Genomic DNA, 24644 nt, shown 5'->3' with positions numbered 1-24644 from the left:
CACCGTCAGATCATCAGCGAAACGCCGGTCACCCGTCGCATCCGGCACATACTTCACACAGACAACGATCCTCAAGCTCACGCCGGCTCTCCTACTGCATCGTCTTTTCCGGGGGCTGCCTTGTTGCTCGCAGCATAGGCGCCTGAAGGGGCGGATTCCGGTCGGGGCGACCGACGCCCCGACCGGAAATATTACTAGTCAGTACACCCAGCGGACGGCACATCGGCAAGCGCGCGTACCTGTGACATGCCCAACGTACGACGGACTCGTGCCGTCGGGGAGGAATCAGTCCCGCAGCGCGTTGAAGCGACCCTGGTGGTACAGGAGCGGACGGCCGCTCCCGGCCGGGTCGCCGACCACGGCCTGGGCGATCACGATCCGGTGGTCGCCCGCCGGAACCCGGGCGACCACGCGGCAGACCAGCCATGCCAGTACGCCGTCGAGCAGCGGCACCCCCTCGGGGCCGCTGCGCCAGAAGGTGGACGGGCCGAACCGGTCGGCACCGCTGCGGGCGAACGTGGCGGCCAGCTCCCGCTGGTGCTCACCGAGTATGTGGACGCCGACGTACTCGGCCTCGGCCAGGACCGGCCAGCTGGAGGACCCGGTTCCGGCGCCGAAGGAGATCAGCGGCGGGTCGGCCGCGACGGAGTTCAGGGACGTGGCGGTGAAGCCGACCGGCCGGTCGCCGGCCGCGGTGATCACGGCCACCCCGGCGGCGTGCTGGCGGAAGACGGAGCGGAGGAGTGCGGAGGAGGCCTGGACCGGAGAGCCGATTTCGGGCGAAGCCGTCATGGAGATGTCCTTCTGCGGTGGAGACGTACGGGGCCGTGGTTGCTCAGGCACCCGGACAGCGCGCGCTCGCGTTACGGGCGAGATCGACGTGGGCCCGGCCGTAGAGAAGGGGTTCCGGCGGCATAGCGTCAGACTGACGATTCGTGGCCGGTGCCGTCAAGGGCGTCCCGCGATGTGGGAGATGCGTCACGGCCCGTCACATCACCCGTCCCAGCGCGGCGACCACGTCGACGGTGCGCGGCTGGCCGACGGCACGGCGGACGATCCGGCCGTCGGCGTCGAGGACCAGCACGGTCGGCGTCCGGCTGATCCCCAGCTCCCGTACGAGTCCGAGGTGGGCCTCGGCGTCGATCTCGACGTGGGCGACGCCCGCCACCATGCGCGCCACCTCGGTGAGCGTGCGGCGGGTCGCCCGGCAGGGCTGGCAGAACGCGCTGGAGAACTGTACGAGCGTGGCCCGCTCGCCCAGTTCGGCGCCGAGCCGGGCCGCGTCCAGCGGTCCTACTTGCGACTGCCCGTCCACCCTCGGCCTCCCGTCAGAGTTCATCACAAGGGCTCAGCACCGCCGGCCACCGGGGCATTCCCGGAGGCCGCACGTGACGAGAATCTCGCCTCCCGAGCCCCTTGAGACTGGCCACCGCGTCGCGCATGGGGCACGATCGGCGCCATGCCGCAAACCTACGGCTGCGTAACTTCCGCCGGGAGAATCCTCCTCAGGCGCTGAAGAAGGGTCTTCCCCAGATGGCAGAACTCGTCTATCGACCGGTCATCGGCGCCGCTCGCACGTTTTTCAAGGCGCTTGACCTGAAGATCGACACCCAGGGTTCCGAACACATCCCGAAGACCGGCGGCGCGGTACTGGTAAGCAACCACATCAGCTATCTCGACTTCATCTTCACCGGCCTCGCGGCCCTGCCCCAGAAGCGACTCGTCCGGTTCATGGCGAAGGAATCGGTCTTCCGGCACAAGGTCTCGGGACCGCTGATGCGCGGGATGAAGCACATCCCCGTCGACCGCAAGCAGGGCGAGGCCGCGTACGCGCACGCGCTGGACTCGCTGCGCTCCGGCGAGGTCATCGGAGTGTTCCCCGAGGCGACCATCTCGGAGTCGTTCACGCTGAAGAGCTTCAAGTCGGGCGCGGCACGGCTCGCGCAGGAGGCCGGTGTGCCGCTGGTCCCGGTGGCGCTGTGGGGCACGCAGCGGCTGTGGACCAAGGGGCGGCCGCGCAATTTCAAGCGCCAGCACGTTCCGGTGACCATCCGGGTCGGCGAGCCGGTGGAGGCCCCCGCCGACCAGTACGCGGGTGCGATCACCCGGCGGCTGCGGGAGCGGGTCCAGGAGCTGCTGGAGGCGGCCCAGCGGGCCTATCCGGTGCGGCCGAAGGACGCGGGCGACACCTGGTGGGTGCCCGCGCACCTCGGCGGTACGGCACCGACCCCGGCCGAGGTGAAGGGGCGGAGCTGACCCGGCCGAAACGTCACTGTGGCCCGTACCTCCCGGAGATCCGGGGAGTACGGGCCACAGGCCGTACGTGCGCGGCTACTGCCTCGCCATCTCCTCCTTGAGGGCGAGGACGAAGGCGTCGACGTCGTCCTCCGTGGTGTCGAAGGCGCACATCCAGCGCACGTCCCCGGCCGCCTCGTCCCAGAAGTAGAAGCGGAAGCGCTTCTGCAGCCGTTCGCTCACCGCGTGCGGCAGCCGGGCGAAGACCGCGTTGGCCTGGACGGGGTGGAGGATCTCCACGCCGCCCACCGCGCGCACGCCCTCGGCGAGCCGCTGGGCCATCTCGTTGGCGTGCCGGGCGTTGCGCAGCCAGAGGTCCCCGGCCAGCAGCGCCTCCAGTTGCACGGAGACGAAGCGCATCTTGGAGGCGAGCTGCATCGACAGCTTGCGCAGATGCTTCATCGCGCGGACCGCGTCCGGGTCGAGGACGACCACGGCCTCGCCGAAGAGCGCCCCGTTCTTCGTGCCGCCGAAGGACAGCACGTCCACCCCGACGGTGTTGGTGAACGTGCGCATCGGCACGTCCAGCGACGCCGAGGCGTTGGCTATCCGGGCCCCGTCCAGGTGGACCTTCATGCCGAGTCGGTGGGCGTGGTCGCAGATGGCGCGGATCTCGTCGGGCGTGTAGACCGTGCCGAGCTCGGTGTTCTGCGCGATCGAGACGACCTGCGGCATGGCGCGGTGCTCGTCGTCCCAGCCGTACGCCTGCCGGTCGATCAGCTCGGGGGTGAGCTTCCCGTCCGCGGTGGGCACGGTGAGCAGCTTGAGGCCGCCCACCCGCTCGGGGGCGCCGCCCTCGTCCACGTGGATGTGGGCGGACTCGGCGCAGATCACCGCACCCCAGCGGTCGGTCATCGCCTGGAGGGCGACGACGTTGGCGCCGGTCCCGTTGAACACCGGAAAGGCTTCGGCGGTGGGGCCGAAGTGGCTGTGCATGACGCGCTGGAGGTGCCCGGTGTACTCGTCCTCGCCGTAGGCGATCTGGTGGCCGCCGTTGGCGAGGGCGAGCGCGGCGAGGATCTCCGGGTGGGTGCCCGCGTAGTTGTCACTGGCGAAGCCGCGGACCTGCGGGTCGTGGTGGCGCCGCGCGTCGGTCCTTACGGTTGTGGGGTCAGCCACAGGCGCTTTCCGTTCACTTCCGGGGCGGGCCGGTCCCAGACGCCGGCGATGGCCTCGGCCAGCTCCTCGACGTCGGTGAAGCCCGCGAATTTCGCATTCGGGCGCTCGGCGCGCATCGCGTCGTGCACCAGTGCCTTGATGACCAGAATGGCAGCCGCGGTCCTCGGCCCCTCCTCGCCCCCCGCCTTGCGGAAGGCGTCCGCGAGCGCGAGGGTCCACGCCTCGGCGGCGGCCTTCGAGGCGGAGTAGGCCGCGTTTCCCGCGGTGGGCTTGGAGGCACCGGCCGCGCTGATCAGCACGTAACGGCCCCGGTCGCTGCGCTGCAGGCCCTCCTGGAAGGCCAGTGAGGTGTGCTGGACCGTGCGGATCAGCAGTTTCTCCAGCAGGTTCCAGTCGGCGAGGTCGGTCTCGGCGAAGCTCTTGCTGCCGCGCCAGCCGCCGACCAGGTGGACCAGACCGTCGATCCGGCCGAACTCCTTCTCGGTCCGGGCCGCCCACTCCCGGGTGGCGCCGAGGTCCAGCAGATCGACCGTGTCCCCGGTGACGGTGGCGCCGCCGTGGGCGTAGCGCGCGGCGTCGACCGCCTCGGCCAGCCTCGCGGCGTCGGCGTCGGACGCGACGACGGTCGCACCTGCCTCGGCCAGCCGCAGCAGCGTGGCGCGGCCCGCCGGTCCCGCGGCTCCGGCGACCGCGATCACGGCACCTTCGAGAGTCCCGCTGCCCTTGCCGTTTCCGTTCATGGCCACCGCCTCCTCAGACCCGGCGCTCACGCGGCTGCCCGCTCGGCATCCGCGGCGGTGATCCCCTTGGTCGAGGCGATCACGTTCTTCAGCTTCTTGGAGAGCGCCTCATAGAACATGCTCAGGGGAAACTCGTCCGGAAGCACGTCGTCGACGAGCTTGCGCGGCGGCTGCGACAGGTCCAGCGCGTCCGGACCCTTGGCCCAGCGGGATCCGGGGTGCGGGGCGAGGTAGGACGAGACCAGCTCGTAGGCGGCGAACCAGTGGACCAGCTTGGGGCGGTCGATGCCGTCGCGGTAGAGCTTCTCGATCTCGCCGCAGAGCTGGTTGGTGATCTGCGGGGCGCGGTCCCAGTCGATCTTCAGCGTGTTGTCGGTCCACCGGACGACGTCGTGCTTGTGGAGGTACGCGAAGAGCAGCTGGCCGCCGAGGCCGTCGTAGTTGCGGACGCGCTCGCCGGTGACGGGGAAGCGGAACATCCGGTCGAAGAGCACGGCGTACTGGACGTCACGGCCCTGGGGGAAGCCGTCGGCCTCCAGCTTCACGGCCTCCTTGAAGGCGGTGAGGTCGCAGCGCAGCTCCTCCAGACCGTACATCCAGAACGGCTGGCGCTGCTTGATCATGAAGGGGTCGAACGGGAGGTCGCCATGGCTGTGCGTCCGGTCGTGGACCATGTCCCAGAGCACGAACGCCTGCTCGCAGCGCTGCTGGTCGCCGACCATCTCCTGGATGTCCTCGGGCAGTTCGAGGCCGAGCAGCTCGACGGACGCCTCGGTGACCCGGCGGAAGCGGGCCGCCTCGCGGTCGCAGAAGATGCCGCCCCAGCTGAACCGCTCGGGGGCCTCGCGCACGGCGATGGTCTCCGGGAAGAGCACGGCGGAGTTGGTGTCGTACCCCGAGGTGAAGTCCTCGAAGGTGATGCCGCAGAACAGCGGGTTGTCGTAGCGGGTCGCCTCCAGCTCGGCCAGCCACTCGGGCCAGACCATCCGCAGGACGACCGCTTCGAGGTTGCGGTCCGGGTTGCCGTTCTGCGTGTACATCGCGAAGACGACCAGGTGCTGGAGTCCGTCGGCGCGGTCCTTGGCCGGCTGGAAGGCGAGCAGCGAGTCGAGGAAGTCCGGCACGCCGAAGCCGTCGGTGACCCAGCGGCGCAGGTCGGTGACCAGGGCGCGGTGGTAGGCGGCGTCGTGCGGCAGCAGCGGGGAGAGCTCCTCGACCGCGGCGATCACCCGGTCGACGGCGGAGCGCGCGGCCTCGGGGGACGGCGCCCCCTCGGCCTCGAAGTCGATGGAGCCGTCCTTCGACTGCCAGGGCCGGATCTCCTCCACGGCATTCTTGAGCAGGGGCCAGGCGGAGTGGTCGACCACCCGCTGATCCGTAGCTATGCCGCCTCCGGCGGCGCCTTGCACAAGAATTTCCGTCATGTCACTTCCTCCACAGGAGAACCTCGCGTTAAGCAACCGTATCCATGTGGGGTTCTTCGAGACAAGTGGGACTCAGTAAATTATCCTGCGGACCCCCCATGGTCACCGCGATTTTTCCTGTCCGAAGCGGGACTCGTGGCGACTTCCCCGGGATTCCCCGGGACCGTGGTGGCACAGGAGCGGGAGCTTGCTCCGACTGCCTCGCCGACGTCATGCCGGAGCGTCCGGTGGGTAGGAGACCGCACCGGGAAGACGTCTCGACGGAAGCGGGTTTGCCATGTCTTTTCTCACCATCGGACATCGCGGGGTGATGGGTGTCGAGCCGGAGAACACCTTGCGCTCGTTCGTCCGGGCCGAGCGCGCCGGGATGGACGCGATCGAGCTGGATCTCCATCTGAGCAAGGACGGCGCCTTGGCCGTCATGCACGATGCCGAGGTGGACCGGACGACCGACGGTACGGGGCCGATCAGCGAGAAGACCCTGGCCGAGCTGCGCGAACTCGACGCCGGACAGGGTGAGCGGGTGCCGGTCTTCGAGGAGGTGCTCGACGCCGTGCGGTCCCCCGTGCAGGCCGAGATCAAGGACGCGGCGGCGGCCCGCGCGCTGGCCGAGGTGATCCTGCGCCGCGGCCTCGCCGACCGGGTGGAGGTGTCGTCGTTCCACGACGCGGCGGTGGCCGAGATCGCCCGCCTGGTGCCGGGGGTGCGGACCGTGCTCATCGCGAGCCGCTGGCAGGGCGACGTGGTCGACCGGGCGAAGGCGGTGGGGGCGGCGACGCTGGCGCTGAACATCCGCCGCCTCACCCTGGAGGTGACGGAGCGGGCCCACGCGGAGGGGCTGAGGATCATCGGCTGGGTGGTGAACACCCAGGACCATCTACGGCTGGCCCGGGCGCTGCGGCTGGACGGGGTGACGACCGACCACCCGGAGATCCGCCGCGCCGGCCGCTTCACCGCCTGACCGCCCCGGCCCGCCGCCGGTCACCGGCGGCGGGCCGCTACGCCGCTCCGGTGGCGAGGTCCTTGACGAGCAGCTCGAAGGCGAGGTCGTCGCGCTGCGGGATGCCGAAGCGCTCGTCGCCGTACGGGAACGGGCTGAGCTCGCCCGTACGGCGGTAGCCGCGCCGCTCGTACCAGGCGATCAGTTCGTCCCGGACCGAGATCACGGTCATGTGCATCTCGCGCACGCCCCAGCCCTCGCGGACGGTGCGCTCGGCCTCGGCGATGATCACCTTGCCGAGCCCCTCGCCCTGGAGTTCCGGACGGACCGCGAACATGCCGAAGTAGGCGGCGGTGTCGCGGTGTTCGAGCTGGCAGCAGGCGACGAGCACGCCGTCTCGCTCCACCACGAGCAGCCGGCTGCCGGGCGACTCGACGATCCGGCGCACCCCGTCGGGGTCGGTCCGCTGCCCCTGGAGGATGTCCGCCTCGGTGGTCCATCCGGCCCGGCTGGCATCCCCCCGGTACGCCGACTCGATCAGCGCCACCAGCGCGGGCACATCGGCGTCGACCGCGTCGCGGAAGGTCGGCTGTCCGGGTTCCCGGGCGGAAACTGCGTCCATCGTGGTGGTTCTCCGTCTCTTCACTCTCACGGCCGTGCCGGAGCAGCGTAACCCCGGGAACGGGCCCCTTAGAGTCCGGGCATGGTGCACGTACTGAGCAGCCGGGTCCTGCTGCATCCGGTCGACCCCGAACGGTCACGGCGGTTCTACGGCGAGCGGCTCGGGCTGCCCGTGTACCGGGAGTTCGGCACCGGCCCCGAGCGGGGCACGGTCTATTTCCTCGGCGGGGGCTTCCTGGAGGTGTCCGGGCGGGCCGCCGGGCCACCGGTGCCCGGTCTCGAACTGTGGATGCAGGTCGCGGACGTACGGGCGGCGCACGTGGAGCTGTCCGGCCGCGGCGTCGAGGTGCTGCGGGAGCCGGTGCGCGAGCCGTGGGGGCTGGTCGAGATGTGGATCGCCGATCCGGACGGGCACCGGATCGTCGTGGTGGAGGTGCCGGCCGGCCATCCGCTGCGCTACCGCCCCTGACGCCTCCGTCAGTGCGCGGCGCGGCTGCGTTCCGCGCAGTCGACGAGTACCGGCAGGGCCCTGGCCAGGGCGCCGTCCCGGTCGGCGAACGGGAGCCGCACATGGTGCCGGAAGCCGTCCACGGCGGAGAAGGCCGGTCCGGGGACGATCAGTACGCCCGCGCGGCGGGCCAGCTGGGCGGTGGCCTCGGCGTCGGCACCGGGCAGCTCGACCCAGAGGGCGGAGCCGCCGTCGGGGCGCCGCCACCGCCAGCCGGTGCCCTGGTCCCGCAGGAGGCGTTCGGTCTCCGCGAGGCGTTCCCGCAGCCGGGCGCGGCGGCGCGCCCTGGCCTCGGGGAGCTGCCGGAGCAGCGTCACCGCGAGGAGCTGGTCCACCACCGGGCAGGACAGGTCGATGGACTTCTTGATGTCGGCGAGGCGGCGGACGACCGGGGTGGAGGCGCGGATCCAGCCGATCCGCAGGCCGCCCCAGAAGAGCTTGGAGAGGGTGCCGACGGTGGCCGTGGCGGCGGGCGGCAGCAGCCCGGCCAGCGGGGCGGGCGCGGCGTCGTGGTGCAGGGCCAGTTCGGCGTAGGCGTTGTCCTCCACCGTGTACAGGCCCTGGTCGGTGAGGACGGCGGCCCAGGCGCGGCGGGCGGCCTCGTCGGCGGCGCGCCCGGTGGGGTTGTGGAGCGAGGGCTGGAGGTAGACCAGGCGCGGGCGGACGTGACCGGTCAGCCGGGCCAGTGCGGCGGCGCCGTGCGGGCCGTCGGCGGGCAGGGGGACGAGCCGGGCGCCCCGGGCGCGCAGTGCTTCGAGGGCGCCGCGGTAGGTCGGGTCCTCGACGACCACGGTGTCGCCGGGCTCGACCAGGCCCTGGGTGATCAGCCAGACGGCCTGCTGGGAGCCGGCGGTCACCAGGATCTGGTCGGCGCTGGTCGGCAGCCCCGCCGACCGGTGGTAACCGGCGATCGCCTCGCGGAGTTCGGGCAGCCCGTACGGGAGGTACCCGTCCCCGGTCACCGCGGTGGTGAGGTCGGCGGCCGAGAGCGCGTCGGCGGCCGCCGCGACGGCGGGCAGCCCGTCGAGGGCGCCGCTCGACAGGTCGATGACGCCGTCCCTGGTCCCGAAGCTGGCCAGCCGCCCCTCGGTGACGGGCCGGCCCACCGCCCCCGAGCCCCGCAGCCGGGAGCCGCTGCCCCGTCTGCTCTCCAGCTGTCCGCCGGCCTCCAGCAGACCGTACGCGGCCGTCACCGTGGAACGGCTGACGCCCAGCGCCGCGGCCAGGGCCCGCTGGGAGGGCAGCACCGTGCCCGGCGCGACGTCCCCGCGCTCGGCGAGTTCGCGCAGCGCCGCGGCGAGCAGCGCGGGCAACGCGCCGGTGCCGTCCTTGGACCACCCGGTCAGCAGGCGGGAGAGCCGGGTGGGAGGAATCCGCTCCATGGCCCCATCATCGCCCGACGCAGGCCAATTGCCGTCAAGTGGTCTTTGCCGCTGCCGGGCGGCTCGCACATGATCGGGAGGACGCCGTTGCAAAGGAGCGAGACATGGCGACCGTGGTGCTCGTCGGGACACTGGACACCAAGGGGGCGGAGTACGCGTGGCTGTCGGAGCGGATTCGTGAGGCCGGCTGCGACGTGGTGCTCGTCGACGCCGGGGTGATGCCCTCGCCCATCGACGGCCCGGCGGGCGACATCGACGCGGCGGCCGTCGCGCGCCGCGCCGGGCACGGTCTGGACGCGCTGCGGGCCGCCGGGGACCGGGGAGCGGCGGTCACCGCGATGGCCGAGGGCGTGGAGCGGATCGTGGGCGATCTGCACCGGGAGGGGCAGCTCCACGCGGTGCTGGCCGTGGCCGGGAGCGGTGGTTCGTTCATCGCCGCGCGCGCCATGCAGGCGCTGCCGATCGGCGTCCCCAAGGTGCTGGTGTCCACCATGGCGAGCGGGGACGTGTCGCCGTACGTGGGCAGCAGCGACATCACGATGATGTACAGCGTCGTCGACGTGGCGGGCATCAACTCGGTGTCGTCGCAGATCCTGGGCAACGCGGCCGCGGCGGCGGCCGGCATGGCCGTCCACCACGAGCGGAGCCTGCGCAACCCGGGCCCCCAGGGGCGTCCGCTGGTCGGTGCCAGCCAGTTCGGCGTCACCACCGCCGCCGTCGACGCCGCCCGGCAGCGGCTGGACGAGCTGGGGTACGAGGTCCTGGTCTTCCACGCCACGGGGGCCGGCGGCCGGGCGCTGGAGAAGCTCACGGCGGGCGGGTTCCTCGCCGGTGTGCTGGACCTGACCACCACCGAACTGGCGGACGACCTGGTCGGCGGGGTGCTGAGCGCGGGGCCGGACCGGCTGACCGCGGCGGGCCTGGCCGGGGTGCCGCAGGTGGTCGCGCCCGGGGCGCTGGACATGGTGAACTTCGGCCCCGCCGACACCGTCCCGGAGCGGTTCGCCGACCGCCGTCTCCTGGTCCACAACCCGACCGTCACCCTGATGCGCACCACGCCCGGCGAGATGGCCGAGCTGGGCGCCTCGATGGGACGGAAGCTGGCCGCGGCCCACGGCCCGACGGCGGTGCTGTGGCCGTTGGGCGGTGTCTCCGCCGTGGACGCCCCGGGCGGCCCGTTCCACGATCCGGAGGCCGACGCGGCCGGGCTCGCCGCCCTGCGGGACGCGGTGCGCGGCAGTGCCGTGGACCTGCGGGAGATCGGCGCCCACCTCAACGACCCGTCGTTCGCCGTCGCCGCCGCCGACCACCTCCACCAGCTGATCACGGCGCACGGCGCGGCCCGCGCTCGGTCCTGAGCAGCCGCGCCCACCGACCACCCCATGAACACCTCTCGTCCGAACAGGAGCTCATCCGTGAACCGCACACAAGCACTGGCCCGACTGACCGAACAGGTCCGGTCCGGCCGGGCCGTCATCGGGGCGGGCGCGGGCACCGGTCTGTCCGCCAAGTGCGCGGAGGCCGGCGGCGTCGACCTGCTGATCATCTACAACTCCGGCCGCTACCGGATGGCCGGCCGCGGCTCGCTGGCGGGCCTGCTGCCCTACGGTGACGCCAACGCCATCGTGCTCGACATGGCGGGCGAGGTCCTGCCGGTGGTGCGGGACGTCCCGGTGCTCGCCGGGGTGTGCGGCACCGACCCGTTCCGGATCATGGGCAACTTCCTCGACCAGCTGAAGGCCGTGGGCTTCACCGGTGTGCAGAACTTCCCGACCGTCGGCCTGTACGACGGGAAGTTCCGGGAGAACCTGGAGGAGACCGGGATGGGCTTCGGCCTGGAGGTCGACATGATCCGCCAGGCCCATGAGCGCGATCTGCTCACCGCTCCCTATGTGTTCGACCCGGATCAGGCGGCCGCGATGGCGCGGGCCGGTGCCGATGTGCTCGTTCCGCACGTCGGGCTGACCACCAAGGGCTCGATCGGCGCCGCGACCGCGCTCACGCTCGACGAGGCCGCCACCGCCGTGCAGGAGATGCACGACGCGGCCAAGCGGGTCAATCCGGAGATCGTCGTGCTCTGCCACGGCGGCCCGATAGCCGAACCCGAGGACGCCCGTTACGTCCTGGAGCACACCTCGGGGATCGCCGGGTTCTTCGGCGCCTCGTCCATGGAACGGCTGCCCACCGAGCTGGCCATCACCGAGCAGGCGCGCGCCTTCAAGGCCCTCACGCTCGACTGACCCCGGGGCCGGAACCGCACCGCGCGCGGAGGGAACGCTCCCTCCGCGCGCTCCCCCTGTACCCCAGTGCGCCGCGTACGGCAGTTCCCGTACGGGCATCGACCTTGGGGGTACCGCGTCGTACGTCCAGGGGGTGTGCCGTGCACGGACCGGTGGTTCCGGGCTGGTTGTTGATGGCCTTGTGCGCGGCGGCGGGGGCCTACTGCCTGCTGCGCACCCGGGGCGAGAGCGGGGAGGGGCGCAGGGCGGCGCGCGCGGAGGCGCTGATGGGCTTCGGCATGGCGGCGATGGCCGTGCCCGCGGCCGTCGTGCCGCCGCCCGCCTGGGGCTGGGCGGTGTACGCGGTGCTGTTCGGCGGGGCCGCCCTGCGCGCCCTCTGGTTCGCCCGGCTCGACCGGCACCATCTGCATCACCTGGTCGGTTCCGTGGCGATGGTCTACATGGCGCTGACGATGGCGCCCGGTGCGGGCGCGGGGCACGGCGTCCACGCGGGCCACGGGGCGGCGGTGGCGGGAGGCGTCCCGCTGCTGACCGGGGGGCTGCTGGCCTACTTCGCGGTGTACGTGCTGCGGTCGGGGGCGCGGCTGATACCCGTGGCCGCGGCGTCCGGCGGCGGCGCCGCGGGAGGCTGGGCCACCCGGCCCGAGCTGGCCCTCGCCTGCCGGCTGACGATGGGGATGGCGATGTTCGCGATGCTGCTCGGCCTGTGAGACGACCGCCCGGCAAACCGTGGCGTGCGTCACTTGCCGTGCACGGCCATACCCGTGGCCGCCGCGCCCCTCATAGGCTGGCTCCATGTTGGTCTCCCTCGCACTGCTGCTGCTCGGTGCACTGGCCGCCGTCCTGACCCCGCGGCTGATGGCCCGGGCACGGTGGCCGGAGCGCGAGCCCGTGGTGGCGCTCTGGGTGTGGCAGTGCGCGGTGGCCGGGGTGCTGGTCTCGTTCGCGCTCTCCATGACGTTCAGCGCCGCCGCCGCCTGGCAGGCGGTGCGCGGCCATGTGTTCGCTCCGGCGCCGCGGGCCGTGGTGGAGGCGTACGCGCTCGGCGGGCACGGCTCCTGGTCGGCGGCGATGGCGGTGCTGCTGGCGCTCGGCGGCGTCTGGTCGGCGGTGATGCTGACCCGGGAGATCCGCCGGGCCCGGGTGCGACGGCGCACACGGCGTGCCGAACTGCTGGTGCGGGCCCCGCTGTTGCCCGGCGAGGAGGCCGGCAGCGCCCGTCTGGTGGTGCTGGAGGGTGACCGTCCGGATGCCTGGTGGCTGCCGGGCGCCGCCCCTCAACTGGTCATCACCACCACGGCACTCCGGCGCCTGAAAGGCCGTCAGCTCGACGCGGTACTCGCCCATGAGCAGGGGCACGCGAAGGCGCGCCACGACTGGCTGCTGCACTGCTCCGGCGCCCTGGCCTCCGGGTTCCCGCAGGTCCCGGTCTTCGCGGCGTTCCGCGACGAGATGCACCGGCTGGTCGAACTGGCCGCGGACGACGTGGCGTCCAAGCGTTTCGGGCGGCTCACGATCGCCCTGGCCCTGGTGGAACTGAACGAGGACCGCGGGGTGTTCGGCCCGTGCCCGACGCCGGGCGCACAGCTCCCGATGCGGGTGAACCGGCTGCTGACCCCGGCGGACCGGCTCACCACCGGGCGCAGGCTCCGGCTGACCGCCGCGGCCGCGCTGGTTCCGGTGGTCCCGCTGCTGATCGCGTTCCTCCCCGGGCTCAGCGCACTGCGATAGCGCACCGGCCCCGGCGTCGAAAGTGCGCCGCCACAAGGCTCTGTGGTGGCCGCGGCGGCCCGTCGTCCGCGAGGATCGCTCCATGCCGTCCACCCCGCTCGCCCCGCCTCCCCTCCGCCACCACCGGCTCACCGCGCTGCGCGCGGGCACGGTCTGCGGGCTGCTCTTCCTGGCCCTGCTGGCCCTCGTGGCCGTGCGGTGGTCACCGCTGATGGTCCTGGACCGCACCGTCGCGGACACGTTGCACCGCGGAGCGGTGACCGAGCCGGGGCTGGTGCACGTCAACCGGGTCCTGACCGACTGGTTCTGGGACCCGTGGACCATGCGGGCCCTGATCGCCGTGGCGGTGGTGACGCTGTGGTGGCGGGGGGCCCGGCCGCTCGCGGTGTGGGTGGCGGCGACGAGCCTGCTGGGCACGCTGGCGCAGCAGGGGCTGAAGTCCGCGGTCGGCCGGGAGCGGCCGCGCTGGCCCGACCCGGTGGACTCCGCGCACTACGCCGCGTTCCCCTCGGGCCACGCGCTGACGGCCGTGGTGAGCTGGGGGCTGCTGCTGTGGCTGCTGCGCCGGTACGGTGCCGGGCCCCGGCTGTGGCGCGGGGCGCTGGCCGTGGCGGGCGTCTCCGTCGTCGGGGTGGGGGTGACCCGGCTCTACCTGGGGGTCCACTGGCTGAGCGACGTGCTGGGCGGCTGGCTGCTGGGGGCGGCCCTGGTGGGTCTCTCGGTCGCCGGGTTCGGGTGGTACGAGCGGCGCGGCGGGGCGCGTACGCGGTGAGCCACCGGCCCGGACCGGCCCCCTTGCGGTGTGTCGCGCGGACCGGGAAGTATCGCGATCATGCAGATCAAGGGCGTGTTGTTCGACTTCTCCGGGACCCTCTTCCGTATCGAGCCGGTCCGTTCCTGGCTCCGCGCGGTCCTCACCGAGCGCGGCGTCACGGTGGACGAATCCGCCTTCGAGCGGTACGCGGCCGGCCTGGAAGCCGCCGGGGCCCTGCCGGGCGGCCCTGCTCCCCGGCACGTCCCGGCCCCGCTCGCCGCCCTGTGGGCCGGCCGGGACGAGAGCGCGCGGGCGCACCGGGAGACGTACACCGCTCTGGCCCGCCAGGTGGCGCTCCCGGACCCGGGGCTGTACGACGCGCTGTACGAGCGGCACCGGACGCCCGCCGCCTGGCAGCCCTACCCGGACGCGGCCGAGGTCCTCGGGGCGTTGCGCGGGAAGGGTGTCCGGGTCGGCGTGGTCAGCAACATCGGCTGGGACCTGCGCCCGGTCTTCCGGGGGCACGGCCTCGACGGCCTGATCGACACCTACGTCCTGTCGTTCGAGCACGGTATCCAGAAGCCGGACCCACGAATTTTCCACATGGCCTGCACATCTCTCGGACTGGATCCGGCCGATGTGGTGATGGTCGGGGACGACCGGGAGGCGGACGGCGGAGCAGCCGCGATCGGCTGTCACGTGCGGTTCGTCCGGCATCTGCCGGTGTCGGAGCGGCCCGGCGGACTGCGGACGCTCGAACTGGTACCGGGCGTTCCCCGGTAGGCATGTGAGAGATGTCCCTGACGCGCAATGGGTCCGATTGTCACATCGTGGCCTTAGCCTGTAACCATGTCCCGTTCTTCGTGCTCCTCCGATTCCACGCGCACCGCCGCCGCGGTGAACGAAGAAATCCGTGACCTGTGGCAGCGCTCGGGCGGCTGCCTGTCCCCGGAGGACGAGGAGCAGTACCAGCGGCTGCTGGTGGAGTGGGCCGCGGCGACGGGCGACTCCTCCCGGCCCGCCGCCTGACGGCTCAGCGTTCCTCGCCGATGCGCCGCGCCTGGCGGGCGGCCGCGTCCAGCACGTGGTCGAGCAGCCCGGGGAACAGCTCCTCCAGATCGTCCCGCCGCAGGCCGTTCATCTTGGCCGTGCCCCGGTAGACCTGCTGGACGATGCCGCTCTCGCGGAGCACCCGGAAGTGGTGCGTGGTCGTCGACTTGGTCACCGGGAGGTCGAAGCAGGAGCAGCTGAGTTCGGACTCGGCGGCGGCCAGCTCGCGGACGATACGCAGACGCACCGGGTCGGAGAGCGCGTGCAGCACCGCCTCAACGCGGATCTCGTCCCGTGCCGGATGGTCGAGTACCCGGCCGCCGGCCTCGGCGGCGGGGGCGCTGGCGGGGGTCACGGCGGCTCCACTTCCTGGATGTGCACGGGCCCGTGCGGGTGCCCATGATACGAGACACGTCGAAGTCCGAGGCGCCCCCGCCGCCCCGCCCGCGCCCCTTCCCGCCGGTCGCGCACCCGGACCGGGCGGGGCGGTCAGACGACGCGGAGGTACTGGTCCGGGGTGCGCAGCTCGCCACCCAGCTCACGGGCCGCGCGCTGGGCCCATGACGGGTCGCGCAGCAGTTCGCGGCCGAGCAGGACGGCGTCCGCCCGCCCCTCGGTGATGATCTCCTCGGCCTGCTGCGGTTCGGTGATCAGACCGACCGCCGCCACCGGGAGCGAGGTCTCGGCCCTGACCCGCTCGGCGAAGGGGACCTGATAGCCCGGCCCGGTCGCGATGCGGACCCTCGGGGCGTTCCCGCCGCTGGAGACGTCCAGCAGATCGACGCCGTGGGCCTGGAGCAGCCCGGCCAGGCGCACGGTCTCGTCGACCGTCCACCCCTCGCGGTCGTCCTCCTCGTCCTCCGTGAGCCAGTCCGTGGCCGAGATCCGGAAGAGCACCGGCAGCTCCTCGGGCCAGACCTCGCGGACCGCGTCGACGATCTCCAGGGCGAGGCGGGTGCGGTTCTCGAAGCTGCCGCCGTACTCGTCGGTGCGCCGGTTGCTGTACGGGGAGAGGAACTGCCCGACGAGGTAGCCGTGGGCGCCGTGCACCTCGGCGACCTGGAACCCGGCGTCGAGGGCGCGGCGGGCGGCCTCGCGGAAGCTGTCGACGACCTCGCGGATCCCGTCCGTGGTCAGCTCGTGCGGCACGGGGTGGCCGTCGTCGAACGGCAGCGGGCTCGGGGCGACCGGCGTCCAGCCGTGCGCCTCCGGTCCGACCGGGGCGCCGCCCAGCCAGGGGGCCGCGGTGGAGGCCTTCCGTCCGGCATGGGCGAGCTGGATCCCGGGAACGGAGCCCTGGCTCTTGATGAAGTCCGTGATCCGGCGGAACGCGGCGACCTGGGTGTCGTTCCAGATGCCGAGGTCGCTGGGGCTGATCCGGCCCTCGGGGCTGACGGCCGTCGCCTCGGTGAGGATGAGCCCCGTTCCCCCGATGGCGCGCGCCGCGAGGTGCGCGAAGTGCCAGTCGGTCGCGACACCGGTCTCCGGACCCTCCGGTGCGGCGCTGTACTGGCACATGGGTGCCATCCAGACCCGGTTGGGAACAACGAGCGACCGCAGGGTGTAGGGCTCGAAGAGGGCACTCACATCGGACTCCGTTTCGACGACTGCGAAGGATCACTACTACGGCAGTCATCGTACTACGACATTCATCAAAGTACGAAGCCTCTCGTACTAGATTCGGGATCCGTCGCCGCGCCGCCGGAGCGTGATGGCGGCCGCCGCGTCATAGCCCTGGGTCCAGCTCCGCCCGGCCCCCGACCGCCAGGTGACCTGGGCGGTGGCGCCGTCGACCCGGACCGCCTCCACGGTCATGGTGCGTTCGCCGTCCCGCACGTCCCCCCGGCGCAGCTCACACGCCTGAACGGTCACGAGCCGTACGGTGCCGGCGCGGTCGGCCTCGTCCGCCGCGCGGAGCAGCTCGGCCGCCAGCTCCCGGGCCCGCTCGGGGGTGCAGAACAGCGAGACGCCGCCCGCGGGCCCCGCCGCCCTGATCCCGACCCGTGCCCCGGCCGGGTCCACCTCCAGGACCGCTCCGCGCCCCTCGACGTCCTCGACACCGCTCACCATCGCTCCACTCCTCCGTCCCGCCGGGCCGACGCGGTCCGCCGGCCCGGTCCAGCCTGCGGTGCAGGGGGCGCCCGGCGCCACTTCCGCCGCCGTCCCCCGGTATTGCGTTGCGGACCCCGGACGGCCGTGCGTACCGTCTGCGGCCATGACGACCCCTGTCCTGCACACCGCACGCCTGCGCCTGGAGCCGTACACCCCCGCCGACGAGGAGGACTTCGTCGGACTGTTCCAGGACGCGTCGGTCGCCCGGTGGATGGGGGAAGGACTCCAGACCGAGGCCGAGGACCGCGCCCTGTTCGGGCGGATCTTCAGCAAGGTCTACGCGCGGGAGTTGTTCGACGTCTGGGCGGTCCGGCACGACGGCCGCTTCATCGGCCACGCGGAGATCAAGCCGTCCTCGAGCGTGGACGGCCACGAGATCGTGTACGCGCTCGCCGCCCCGGCGTGGGGGCACGGTTTCGGCACCGAGACCGCGCGGGCCCTGACCCGGTACGGGTTCGACACGCTCGGCCTGTCCGAGGTGCACGCCACGGTGGCCGCCGGGAACACCGCCTCGGTGGCGCTGCTGGAGCGGATCGGCTTCCGGCACGTCCGGGACATCACGGAGGACGACGGCGGCACGACCCTGGTCCTGACCTGCTCCGAGGAGGCCGGCCGTCCCGGGTAGGGCCCGGACCGGACCAGGTGTCGGCGGCGACCTGCGGGCCACTGTCAGTGGCCGGGTGCAGACTGGCCCGTATCCGGCACAACGGCGTTTCGGGAGGTTCGGTCATGACCGACTTACTGCTCACCGTGGGCACCCGCAAGGGACTCTTCATCGGCCGCAGGCACGGTGGTACGTGGGAGTTCGACGGCCCGTACTTCAATGCCCAGGCGATCTACTCGGTGGCCATCGACACCCGCGGAAAGGTCCCGCGCCTCCTGGCCGGGGGTGACAGCGCGCACTGGGGCCCGTCGGTCTTCCACTCCGACGACCTGGGCCGCAGCTGGATCGAGCCGGAGAAGCCCGCCGTGAAGTTCCCCCCGTTCACCGGGGCGTCCCTGGAGCGGGTCTGGCAGCTGCACCCGGCCGGGCCGGAGGCGCCCGGCGTCGTGTACGCGGGCACCGAACCGGCCGCGCTGTTCCGGTCCGAGGACGGAGGGGAGTCGTTCGAGCTGGTCCGCCCGCTGTGGGAGCATCCGACGCGCTCGCGCTGGGTGCCGGGCGGCGGCGGTGAGGGGCTGCACACGATCCTGACGGACCGCAGGGACCCCCGCGCCGTGACCGTGGCCGTCTCCACGGCCGGGGTGTTCCGCACCGAGGACGGCGGCGCCAGCTGGGCACCGGCCAACAAGGGGGTCTCCGCCGTCTTCCTCCCCGACCCCGACCCGGAGTTCGGCCAGTGCGTCCACAAGGTGACGAGGGACGCCGTCGACCCCGACCGGCTCTATCTCCAGAACCACTGGGGCGTCTTCCGCAGCGACGACGCGGGCGACCACTGGACCGACATCGGCCAGGGCCTCCCCTCCGACTTCGGCTTCGCCGCCGCCGCCCACCCGCACCGCGCGGACACCGTGTACGTCTTCCCGATCAACGCCGACGCCGACCGGGTGCCCGCCGAACACCGCTGCCGGGTGTTCCGCACCGGTGACGCGGGCGCCAGCTGGGAGCCGCTGTCGACGGGCCTGCCCGAGGAGACGCACTACGGCACCGTGCTGCGCGACGCCCTGTGCACGGACGACGCCGATCCGGCCGGCGTCTACTTCGGCAACCGCAACGGCGAGGTGTACGCCAGCGCGGACGACGGCGACAGCTGGCAGCAGCTCGCCGCCCACCTGCCGGACGTGCTGTGCGTGCGGGCGGCGGTGATCGACGCCTGACGCGCCGGAGGGGCGGGGGCGGCGCGGGCCGGTCCCGCCCCCGCGCCTCGGATGGCCGGGGTACGGAGGGCGCCGCCTACGGCAGCCGCCAGTCGACCGGCTGGGCGCCCTGGCCGAGCAGCAGCTCGTTGGTGCGGCTGAACGGGCGCGAGCCGAAGAAGCCCCGGTCCGCGGACATGGGCGAGGGGTGGGCGGACTCGATCGCCGGGTAGTCGCCGAGGAACGGCCGGAGATTGCGGGCGTCCCGCCCCCACAGCACGGACACCAGCGGCTTGCCGCGCGCGGCCAGGGCCCGGATCGCCTGCTCGGTGACCTCCTCCCAGCCCTTGCCCCGGTGCGCCGCCGGCTTGCGGGGAGCGGTGGTGAGCGCCCTGTTCAGCAGCAGAACGCCCTGCCGCGTCCAGGGCGTCAGGTCGCCGTTGGACGGACGAGGGAGCCCGAGGTCGGTATGCATCTCCCGGAAGATGTTCTCCAGACTGCCGGGGACCCGCGTCACCTCGGGGGCGACGGAGAAGCTCAGCCCCACCGCCATCCCCGGGGTCGGATAGGGGTCCTGACCGACGATCAGGACGCGTACCTCGTCGAAGGGCTGCTGGAACGCGCGCAGCACGTTCGCCCCGGACGGCAGATAGGTGCGCCCGGCCGCCACTTCGGCGCGCAGGAAATCACCCATCGCCGCGATGCGTCCGGCCACCGGGGCGAGTGCTTCGGCCCAGCCGGGCTCGACTACTTCGTTCAACGGTCGTGGTGCCACGAAACGTCACTCTACCGGCGTACACGGACAGCCCCGCCCGCGAACGCCGCTCCCTGGGACCGCACTCCGGGACCTGGGGATAGGCTGCCGCCGTCATTCGTCTTCCCCCTCTCCCTGGAGCCGGACATGAGCGCATCGCGGCCGTCGCCCGAAGCCACCGCCGCACCGGGGTGCCGGGTGCTCGGCGTGGACTCGGGGGGCTCGGGTCTGCGCATCGCGCTGGGCACCGCCGACGCGGCGGCCCCGGTGGCGACGGCGGTGTGCGAGGCCCCGGTCCGCACCGGGCCCGCCGGGATCGACGCGGGCCATCTGCTGGAACAACTCCTGCCCGCCGTCCGGAGCCTGCTGGCGCGGAGCGGCGCCGGGGAGGACGCCGGGGTGGACACCGTCGCGATCGGCGCGGCCGGTATGGCCACCCTCGGCGAGCGGCTGCGCACCGAACTGCCCGCCGCCCTGGAACAGGCGCTCGGGGTGCGGCGGCTGGCGCTGGCCGCCGACGCGGTGACGGCGTACGCGGGCGCGGTCGGCCAGCGTCCGGGGGCGGTCGTGGCCGCCGGAACCGGCATGATCACGCTGGGCACGGATCTGGTGGGCTGGCGCCGGGCCGACGGCTGGGGCCATCTGCTGGGCGACTGCGGCGGCGGGGCCTGGATCGGCCGGGCCGGGCTGGACGCGGCGATGCGCGCCCACGACGGGCGGCGCGGCGGGTCCGCCGCGCTGCTGTCCCGGCTGGAGGCGGTGTTCGGACCCGCGCCGGGGCTGCCCGCGCTGCTCTATCCCCGGACCGACCGGCCCGCCGTGCTGGCCTCGTTCGCGCCCGAGGTCGCCGCGTGCGCCGGGGACGACCCGGTCGCCGCAGGCATCCTGCGCGAGGCCGCGGCGCACATCGCGGAGGCGGCCGCGGCGGTCTGCCCGGCGGCGGGGGCCGCCGGCGAGCCGTGCGAAGTGGCGCTGACGGGCGGCCTGTTCCGGATGGGCGATCCGCTCCTGGTGCCGCTGCGCGAGGAGTTGTCCCGGCAGGTTCCGCAGGCCAGGGCCGTCCCCGGATCGGGTGATCCGCTGACCGGCGCGCTGTCCATCGCGCGGGCGCTGGCGGTCGGGGATCTGCGGCTGCCGCTCCACCCGACGCTGCTGCGGGTCGCGGGTGAAGAGCCTGGACAGGGGAGCGAGTAGGCGGCGACAGAGCGGGACAGTCACCAGTTAAGCCACTCATCGGATAAAAGTGGACAGATAACGCCTGTCCGGGCCCTCCCCGAACAGAGGCATACCCAAAACCAGTAGCATGCGGCGCCATGAGCACCCCCACTGGGCCCGCTTCCGGCCTGCCTGTACGAATGCCGCGACCTCGCCAGTCCGGACGGCACCGCCGCCCGGAGCCCGTGGTCGCACCCGAGGGCGCCGCAGCGCTCGTCCTCGCTGTTCCCGGTACCCCCTCTCCGGCCACGCGCAGCCTGGCCGAAGAGGTGATCAGCATCGCCCGTTCCGAGCTGCCCGGCCTCAACGCCCGGATCGGCTACCTCGACGGCGGCGACGACGAGTACCCGGCGCTCGGCGCCGTCCTCACGCACTGCGCCGCCGAGCGCGTCGCGCGCTACGAGCAGGCGCGGGCGGCGGGCCGCGAGGTGCCCGAGCCCGAGGGTCCGTCGGCGGTCGTCGTGCCGCTGCTCGCGGGGCCGGACAGCTCCCTGATCCGGCGGATACGACAGGCCGTCATGGACAGCGGTACGCAGGTCGAGCTGACCGATGTGCTCGGCCCGCACCCGCTGCTCGCGGAGGCGCTGCACGTACGGCTCTCGGAGGCCGGTCTGGCCCGCGCCGACCGGGCGCGGCTCTTCACGGTGGCGACCGCCGCCGACGGCATCGTGCTGGCCACGGTCGGGGGCGACGAGGCCGTGCAGGCGGCCGGGATCACCGGCATGCTGCTGGCCGCCCGTCTGGCGGTGCCGGTGATGGCCGCGGCGCTCGACGTCGAGGGCTCCGTCGCCTCGATCGCCGAGCAGCTCACCGGCTCCGGCTCGGTGCAGCTCGCGGTGGCCCCGTACCTGGTCGGCCCGGAGGTGGCCGAGGGGCTGCTGGACGCCGCCGCGAAGGAGGCCGGCTGCCCGGTCGCCGAGCCGCTCGGCGCGTACCCGGCCATCGGCAAGCTCGTGCTCTCGATGTACATGACGACGCTCGGCATCACGCCGACCGCGCCGCAGGGTGCTCAGGCGCACTGACCCGGTGCCGGGCAGGCACGGCCCGTCCGTCCACGATCGCCGTACGGGTCCGGTTCTCCGGACCCGTACGGCGATCGTGTTGTGTGCGCGGCGCGGTGTCAGGCGAAGATCACGCAGGACGCGGCCGGGGCGGCCAGCGAGCCCGCACGGCGCGGGACGCCGGTCTCCGGGTCGATGTCGAACCAGCTGACGTCGCCGGAGCGCTCGTTGGCCGCGTACAGGCGGCGCCCGGTGGGGTCGAGGACGAGGTCGCGCGGCCAGTGGCCCCCGCAGTCCACGGTGGTGACGAGGGTCGCCCGCTCCCCCGTGGCATCGAGCGCGAGGACCGAGAGGGTGTCGGCGCCCCGGTTGGCGGTCCAGAGGAACCGTCCGTCGTGGGAGACGACCACCTCCGAGGGGTAGGTCGGCGCGGCGCCGTCCCCCGCCCCCTCGGGGAGCACGGAGGTCTCCCCGACCGGTTCGAGGGCGCCGGCGGCGGCGTTCCACCGGCACACGGTGACGGTCGGGGCGAGTTCGTTCAGTACGTAGGCGTGGCCGCCCTCCGGGTGGAAGGCCAGATGGCGCGGGCCCGTGCCCGGCCGCAGCCGTGTCTCGTCGTGCACGCGCAGTTCCCCGGTCGCCGGGTCGAGGGCGCAGACCCGTACCGAGTCGGTGCCGAGGTCCACGCCGAGCACCCAGTTGCCCGAGGGGTCGGGCAGGACCTGGTGGGCGTGCGGGGCGAGCTGCCGGTCGCGGTCCGGTCCGCTGCCCGTGTGCGGCAGTACCGAGGCCACCGGTCCGGGGGTGCCGCCCGCCCGCACCGGCAGGACGCTGACACTGCCGGAACCGTAGTTGGCGGTGAGCAGATGGCCGGCGGCCAGCGCGAGGTGGGTCGGGCCGTCGCCGTCCACCGGGCGGAGCCCGCCGAGCGGCCGGGGGACGTCCGCGCTGATGTCCAGGGCGGCCACCGCGCCCGGTTCGGTCTCGCTGACCGCGTAGAGCGTGCGGCCCCCCGGCCCGTGCCCCAGGGCCAGGTAGGAGGGGTCGGGGACGGCGTCCGTGGCGCCGAGGACGGTCAGCGCTCCGCTCTCCGGGTCCACCGCGACGGCCGTGACCCCCCGCCCGCCCGCCGAGGTGAACGACCCGATGAATGCCCGCACCACGACGTCGTCTCCGCTCACCGCAGTGTCCGTCACCGTTTCTCCCCTTTGCCGCCGGCCGGCCGCGGCGGCACGCGCCCGCCGCGGTTCTCGGGGCGACGGTAGCAGCCGGAGGAAAGGTCCGGACCAGCACCTCGGCCGGTGCGGTTCAGGCGCCGACCGGCACCCCCGCGGCCCGGCGGAGCGGAACGGCGAGTTCGAGCAGGGCCTGCTCCAGCGCGTGGAGATGGGCGAGCACGGGCCCGCCGGCCACCGGCTCCGGCACGACGGCGGACGGGCGCCGCACCGCGCCGACCGGCTGCTCCGTGAGCGCCTCGACGGCGACCTCGACCCGTCGGCAGGCGGCGGCCAGCCGCGCGTCGTGCGAGGCGTCCGGGTCGGCCGCGGCGACGGCGAGACCGCGCACCTCGCGGGCGCAGTCGTCGAGCAGGGCGAGCACCCGCCGGGCGCGGCTCTTGCGGGCCTTCATCGGGTGGAGCGGGTGCACGAGCGGCGCGAGCGAGAGCCGCACCCGGCCGAGGATCGCCTCCAGTTCGGCGACGCGCGGCGCCGGGTCGGCGGTGGCGTCGCCCGCCAGCCGCGCGGCCGTCTCGGCGGTGCACACGCGCACGCAGCGCAGCGCCCGCTCGACCCAGGCCTCGGTCACCGCGTGCGTGGTCACCGGCAGCACGAGCAGTACCGCGGCCGCGGCTCCCAGCGCGCCGACCGCCGTCTCGGCCACCCGCAGGGCGAGCAGCCCGGTGTCGAGGACGCCCAGCAGTCCGTAGAGCATGCTCGCCATCACGGTCACGGCGAGCATCATCCAGGTGTAGGAGACGGCGGCGGTGTAGAAGATCCCGAAGACGCCGGCCGCGACGACCACGGCGGCGACCACCGGCTCGTGGTGGAGCGGTACGGCGACGGCGAATCCCAGGACGATCCCGAGCGCGGTACCGAGGAACCGCCGGAACCCGCGGACCAGCGTCTCGCCGCGCGAGGTGGTGTTGACGAAGACCCACCAGGTGGCGCCGACGGCCCAGTACCACCGTTCGCCGGAGAGCGCCTGGCCGATCGCGAGGGCGAGGCCCGCGCCCACCGTCGCCTGGACGGCCTGCCGGGTCGTGGTCCGCAGCAGCCCCTTCCCGCCGGTCGGCGCGGGGACGGCGGCCGGGACCGGCATGCCCCGTTCGTAGCACCAGGCACCGAACCGTACGGCGGCGGCCGTGGCCAGCGACAGCAGCACGGCGGCGTACAGCTCCGGGAGCTGGCCGGGCACGGTGTGCAGGAACTGCGCGGAGAAGAACATCATGAAGGCGAACACGCCGAGCGCGTGCCCGCGCGGCCCCCACCGCCGCGCGTACACCCCCGCGCCCACGACGGCGAGGAACGCGAGGTCACGGGCGAGGGGGACGTCGTGCAGCGCGGCGGCCAGCGCGAGCACCGGAAGTCCGGCGACGGGCAGCAGCGCGGTCGTGACCGCCTGCCTGCGCACCGTCGGGTCGGTCACCGTGAACAGGGCGAGCAGCGCGGCCAGGCCACCGGTGATCGCCGCCACCAGCGAATGCCCGGCCGCCCCGCACAGCGCGACGGCGAGCCCGATCCCGAGCACGCCCCGGCTCGCGAAGCGCAGCCGTACCCGCCCCGGGTCCGGTGCCACGAACACCCTCTTCAACAACGCGCCCCGCCCCTTTCACGCCCGTACCGGCGCAGACATGGAAAGGGCGCCGCGGGGATCCCGGGAGGGAACCCGCAGCGCCATTGATGGATCTATCCCAGCATCCAGGGGGCTAGTGGTTCAAACCAGGTCCGATCGACTGGGCCA

27 protein-coding genes and 1 pseudogene are annotated in these 24644 nt (G+C 73.3%); 14 read left to right on the top strand and 14 right to left on the bottom strand.

Going from position 1 to position 24644, the window contains the following annotated elements; all coding sequences use genetic code 11:
* The 3 genes and pseudogenes from ACF08W_RS30865 to ACF08W_RS30855 form a co-directional block, all read right to left on the bottom strand.
* Window positions 1–81: pseudogene (locus ACF08W_RS30865) on the bottom strand (electron transfer flavoprotein subunit beta); the annotation flags it as partial.
* 204 nt (window positions 82–285) lie between these two features.
* Window positions 286–792: a flavin reductase family protein gene (locus ACF08W_RS30860; RefSeq protein WP_352274541.1), complete on the bottom strand. Its 507-nt coding sequence runs from the start codon at window positions 790–792 to the stop codon at window positions 286–288.
* Window positions 793–988: 196 nt separating this feature from the next.
* On the bottom strand, window positions 989–1339 hold the full coding sequence (locus ACF08W_RS30855; protein ID WP_392281286.1) for a TlpA family protein disulfide reductase: 351 nt from the start codon (window positions 1337–1339) through the stop codon (window positions 989–991).
* 194 nt (window positions 1340–1533) lie between these two features.
* Between ACF08W_RS30855 and ACF08W_RS30850 the strand changes: the two genes are divergently transcribed.
* The gene (locus ACF08W_RS30850; protein ID WP_352274539.1) at window positions 1534–2256 is read left to right on the top strand and encodes a lysophospholipid acyltransferase family protein; all 723 of its coding nucleotides are present in this window, start codon (window positions 1534–1536) and stop codon (window positions 2254–2256) included.
* Window positions 2257–2331: 75 nt separating this feature from the next.
* Here ACF08W_RS30850 and ACF08W_RS30845 read toward each other — a convergent pair whose 3' ends face one another.
* From ACF08W_RS30845 to ACF08W_RS30835, 3 genes are read right to left on the bottom strand one after another with little or no spacing between them, the layout of a single operon-like run.
* A complete protein-coding gene (locus ACF08W_RS30845) occupies window positions 2332–3414 on the bottom strand; it encodes a threonine aldolase family protein (protein WP_392281285.1) in 1083 nt (360 codons plus the stop codon).
* Window positions 3393–4154: an SDR family NAD(P)-dependent oxidoreductase gene (locus tag ACF08W_RS30840; protein WP_352274537.1), complete on the bottom strand. Its 762-nt coding sequence runs from the start codon at window positions 4152–4154 to the stop codon at window positions 3393–3395. The genes ACF08W_RS30845 and ACF08W_RS30840 overlap by 22 nt, the downstream gene beginning before the upstream one ends.
* 26 nt (window positions 4155–4180) lie before the next feature.
* On the bottom strand, window positions 4181–5578 hold the full coding sequence (locus ACF08W_RS30835) for a DUF6421 family protein (RefSeq protein ID WP_392281284.1): 1398 nt from the start codon (window positions 5576–5578) through the stop codon (window positions 4181–4183).
* 277 nt (window positions 5579–5855) lie between these two features.
* On the opposite strand from ACF08W_RS30835, the gene ACF08W_RS30830 reads away from it, so the two are divergent.
* The gene (locus ACF08W_RS30830) at window positions 5856–6539 is read left to right on the top strand and encodes a glycerophosphodiester phosphodiesterase (RefSeq protein ID WP_392281283.1); all 684 of its coding nucleotides are present in this window, start codon (window positions 5856–5858) and stop codon (window positions 6537–6539) included.
* Between the two features lie 37 nt (window positions 6540–6576).
* On the opposite strand, the gene ACF08W_RS30825 is transcribed toward ACF08W_RS30830, so the two are convergent.
* Window positions 6577–7140, bottom strand: a complete 564-nt coding sequence (locus tag ACF08W_RS30825; RefSeq protein ID WP_385213307.1) for a GNAT family N-acetyltransferase — start codon at window positions 7138–7140, stop codon at window positions 6577–6579.
* An 81-nt stretch (window positions 7141–7221) separates the two neighbouring features.
* Between ACF08W_RS30825 and ACF08W_RS30820 the strand changes: the two genes are divergently transcribed.
* Window positions 7222–7608 (top strand): VOC family protein, encoded by a 387-nt coding sequence (locus ACF08W_RS30820; protein ID WP_385213310.1) that lies wholly within the window; start codon window positions 7222–7224, stop codon window positions 7606–7608.
* A gap of 8 nt (window positions 7609–7616) precedes the next feature.
* On the opposite strand, the gene ACF08W_RS30815 is transcribed toward ACF08W_RS30820, so the two are convergent.
* Window positions 7617–9029, bottom strand: a complete 1413-nt coding sequence (locus tag ACF08W_RS30815) for a PLP-dependent aminotransferase family protein (RefSeq protein WP_392281282.1) — start codon at window positions 9027–9029, stop codon at window positions 7617–7619.
* Window positions 9030–9133: 104 nt separating this feature from the next.
* Here ACF08W_RS30815 and ACF08W_RS30810 point away from each other — a divergent pair, with 104 nt between their 5' ends.
* From ACF08W_RS30810 to ACF08W_RS30780, 7 genes are all read left to right on the top strand, one after another.
* Window positions 9134–10387 (top strand): Tm-1-like ATP-binding domain-containing protein, encoded by a 1254-nt coding sequence (locus ACF08W_RS30810; RefSeq protein ID WP_385213316.1) that lies wholly within the window; start codon window positions 9134–9136, stop codon window positions 10385–10387.
* 57 nt (window positions 10388–10444) lie between these two features.
* Complete coding sequence (locus ACF08W_RS30805; RefSeq protein WP_392281281.1) at window positions 10445–11269, top strand: phosphoenolpyruvate hydrolase family protein; 825 nt, start codon at window positions 10445–10447, stop codon at window positions 11267–11269.
* 140 nt (window positions 11270–11409) lie between these two features.
* Window positions 11410–11979 (top strand): DUF5134 domain-containing protein, encoded by a 570-nt coding sequence (locus ACF08W_RS30800; protein WP_352274529.1) that lies wholly within the window; start codon window positions 11410–11412, stop codon window positions 11977–11979.
* An 85-nt stretch (window positions 11980–12064) separates the two neighbouring features.
* Entirely contained in the window at window positions 12065–13000 is a 936-nt protein-coding gene (locus ACF08W_RS30795; protein WP_392281280.1) for a M56 family metallopeptidase, read from the top strand.
* An 82-nt stretch (window positions 13001–13082) separates the two neighbouring features.
* Window positions 13083–13772: a phosphatase PAP2 family protein gene (locus tag ACF08W_RS30790; protein ID WP_392281279.1), complete on the top strand. Its 690-nt coding sequence runs from the start codon at window positions 13083–13085 to the stop codon at window positions 13770–13772.
* Between the two features lie 60 nt (window positions 13773–13832).
* The gene (locus ACF08W_RS30785; protein WP_392281278.1) at window positions 13833–14537 is read left to right on the top strand and encodes an HAD family hydrolase; all 705 of its coding nucleotides are present in this window, start codon (window positions 13833–13835) and stop codon (window positions 14535–14537) included.
* Window positions 14538–14603: 66 nt separating this feature from the next.
* Complete coding sequence (locus ACF08W_RS30780; RefSeq protein ID WP_352274525.1) at window positions 14604–14783, top strand: hypothetical protein; 180 nt, start codon at window positions 14604–14606, stop codon at window positions 14781–14783.
* A 4-nt stretch (window positions 14784–14787) separates the two neighbouring features.
* Here the strand turns inward: ACF08W_RS30780 and ACF08W_RS30775 are convergent, their stop codons facing one another.
* The 3 genes from ACF08W_RS30775 to ACF08W_RS30765 form a co-directional block, all read right to left on the bottom strand.
* Entirely contained in the window at window positions 14788–15159 is a 372-nt protein-coding gene (locus tag ACF08W_RS30775; RefSeq protein ID WP_392281277.1) for an ArsR/SmtB family transcription factor, read from the bottom strand.
* Between the two features lie 134 nt (window positions 15160–15293).
* The gene (locus ACF08W_RS30770) at window positions 15294–16391 is read right to left on the bottom strand and encodes an NADH:flavin oxidoreductase/NADH oxidase (protein ID WP_392281276.1); all 1098 of its coding nucleotides are present in this window, start codon (window positions 16389–16391) and stop codon (window positions 15294–15296) included.
* A gap of 87 nt (window positions 16392–16478) precedes the next feature.
* Window positions 16479–16874 carry a hypothetical protein gene (locus ACF08W_RS30765; RefSeq protein ID WP_385213337.1) on the bottom strand — a complete coding sequence of 132 codons (396 nt, stop codon included), beginning with the start codon at window positions 16872–16874 and terminating at the stop codon, window positions 16479–16481.
* 145 nt (window positions 16875–17019) lie between these two features.
* On the opposite strand from ACF08W_RS30765, the gene ACF08W_RS30760 reads away from it, so the two are divergent.
* Together ACF08W_RS30760 and ACF08W_RS30755 are read left to right on the top strand one after the other, a co-directional pair.
* Window positions 17020–17541, top strand: coding sequence for a GNAT family N-acetyltransferase (locus ACF08W_RS30760; protein ID WP_352274521.1), 522 nt, complete (start codon window positions 17020–17022; stop codon window positions 17539–17541).
* A gap of 104 nt (window positions 17542–17645) precedes the next feature.
* Complete coding sequence (locus ACF08W_RS30755; protein ID WP_392281275.1) at window positions 17646–18734, top strand: WD40/YVTN/BNR-like repeat-containing protein; 1089 nt, start codon at window positions 17646–17648, stop codon at window positions 18732–18734.
* Window positions 18735–18810: 76 nt separating this feature from the next.
* Here ACF08W_RS30755 and ACF08W_RS30750 read toward each other — a convergent pair whose 3' ends face one another.
* A complete protein-coding gene (locus ACF08W_RS30750; protein ID WP_352274519.1) occupies window positions 18811–19488 on the bottom strand; it encodes a uracil-DNA glycosylase in 678 nt (225 codons plus the stop codon).
* A 126-nt stretch (window positions 19489–19614) separates the two neighbouring features.
* Here ACF08W_RS30750 and ACF08W_RS30745 point away from each other — a divergent pair, with 126 nt between their 5' ends.
* The gene (locus ACF08W_RS30745) at window positions 19615–20661 is read left to right on the top strand and encodes an N-acetylglucosamine kinase (RefSeq protein ID WP_392281274.1); all 1047 of its coding nucleotides are present in this window, start codon (window positions 19615–19617) and stop codon (window positions 20659–20661) included.
* A 119-nt stretch (window positions 20662–20780) separates the two neighbouring features.
* On the top strand, window positions 20781–21704 hold the full coding sequence (locus tag ACF08W_RS30740) for a hypothetical protein (RefSeq protein ID WP_352274517.1): 924 nt from the start codon (window positions 20781–20783) through the stop codon (window positions 21702–21704).
* Window positions 21705–21802: 98 nt separating this feature from the next.
* On the opposite strand, the gene ACF08W_RS30735 is transcribed toward ACF08W_RS30740, so the two are convergent.
* Window positions 21803–22879 carry a lactonase family protein gene (locus ACF08W_RS30735; RefSeq protein WP_392281273.1) on the bottom strand — a complete coding sequence of 359 codons (1077 nt, stop codon included), beginning with the start codon at window positions 22877–22879 and terminating at the stop codon, window positions 21803–21805.
* A 112-nt stretch (window positions 22880–22991) separates the two neighbouring features.
* Window positions 22992–24497: an FUSC family protein gene (locus ACF08W_RS30730; protein WP_392281272.1), complete on the bottom strand. Its 1506-nt coding sequence runs from the start codon at window positions 24495–24497 to the stop codon at window positions 22992–22994.
* Between the last annotated feature and the right edge of the window lie 147 nt (window positions 24498–24644).

It is taken from the genome of Streptomyces sp. NPDC015144 (assembly GCF_043079735.1).
GTDB lineage: Bacteria > Actinomycetota > Actinomycetes > Streptomycetales > Streptomycetaceae > Streptomyces.
Note: the sequence above shows the minus strand (reverse complement) of the source record. Positions and strands in the feature narration are given on the sequence as shown.

Coding starts and splice junctions, on each gene's coding strand:
- ACF08W_RS30825 (WP_385213307.1), bottom strand. CDS start 7,140: ATGGACGCAGTTTCCGCCCGGGAACCCGGACAGCCGACCTTCCGCGAC.
- ACF08W_RS30740 (WP_352274517.1), top strand. CDS start 20,781: ATGAGCACCCCCACTGGGCCCGCTTCCGGCCTGCCTGTACGAATGCCG.
- ACF08W_RS30765 (WP_385213337.1), bottom strand. CDS start 16,874: ATGGTGAGCGGTGTCGAGGACGTCGAGGGGCGCGGAGCGGTCCTGGAG.
- ACF08W_RS30755 (WP_392281275.1), top strand. CDS start 17,646: ATGACCGACTTACTGCTCACCGTGGGCACCCGCAAGGGACTCTTCATC.
- ACF08W_RS30790 (WP_392281279.1), top strand. CDS start 13,083: ATGCCGTCCACCCCGCTCGCCCCGCCTCCCCTCCGCCACCACCGGCTC.
- ACF08W_RS30850 (WP_352274539.1), top strand. CDS start 1,534: ATGGCAGAACTCGTCTATCGACCGGTCATCGGCGCCGCTCGCACGTTT.
- ACF08W_RS30810 (WP_385213316.1), top strand. CDS start 9,134: ATGGCGACCGTGGTGCTCGTCGGGACACTGGACACCAAGGGGGCGGAG.
- ACF08W_RS30745 (WP_392281274.1), top strand. CDS start 19,615: ATGAGCGCATCGCGGCCGTCGCCCGAAGCCACCGCCGCACCGGGGTGC.
- ACF08W_RS30840 (WP_352274537.1), bottom strand. CDS start 4,154: ATGAACGGAAACGGCAAGGGCAGCGGGACTCTCGAAGGTGCCGTGATC.
- ACF08W_RS30780 (WP_352274525.1), top strand. CDS start 14,604: ATGTCCCGTTCTTCGTGCTCCTCCGATTCCACGCGCACCGCCGCCGCG.
- ACF08W_RS30760 (WP_352274521.1), top strand. CDS start 17,020: ATGACGACCCCTGTCCTGCACACCGCACGCCTGCGCCTGGAGCCGTAC.
- ACF08W_RS30835 (WP_392281284.1), bottom strand. CDS start 5,578: ATGACGGAAATTCTTGTGCAAGGCGCCGCCGGAGGCGGCATAGCTACG.
- ACF08W_RS30785 (WP_392281278.1), top strand. CDS start 13,833: ATGCAGATCAAGGGCGTGTTGTTCGACTTCTCCGGGACCCTCTTCCGT.
- ACF08W_RS30855 (WP_392281286.1), bottom strand. CDS start 1,339: ATGAACTCTGACGGGAGGCCGAGGGTGGACGGGCAGTCGCAAGTAGGA.
- ACF08W_RS30815 (WP_392281282.1), bottom strand. CDS start 9,029: ATGGAGCGGATTCCTCCCACCCGGCTCTCCCGCCTGCTGACCGGGTGG.
- ACF08W_RS30860 (WP_352274541.1), bottom strand. CDS start 792: ATGACGGCTTCGCCCGAAATCGGCTCTCCGGTCCAGGCCTCCTCCGCA.
- ACF08W_RS30795 (WP_392281280.1), top strand. CDS start 12,065: ATGTTGGTCTCCCTCGCACTGCTGCTGCTCGGTGCACTGGCCGCCGTC.
- ACF08W_RS30820 (WP_385213310.1), top strand. CDS start 7,222: ATGGTGCACGTACTGAGCAGCCGGGTCCTGCTGCATCCGGTCGACCCC.
- ACF08W_RS30830 (WP_392281283.1), top strand. CDS start 5,856: ATGTCTTTTCTCACCATCGGACATCGCGGGGTGATGGGTGTCGAGCCG.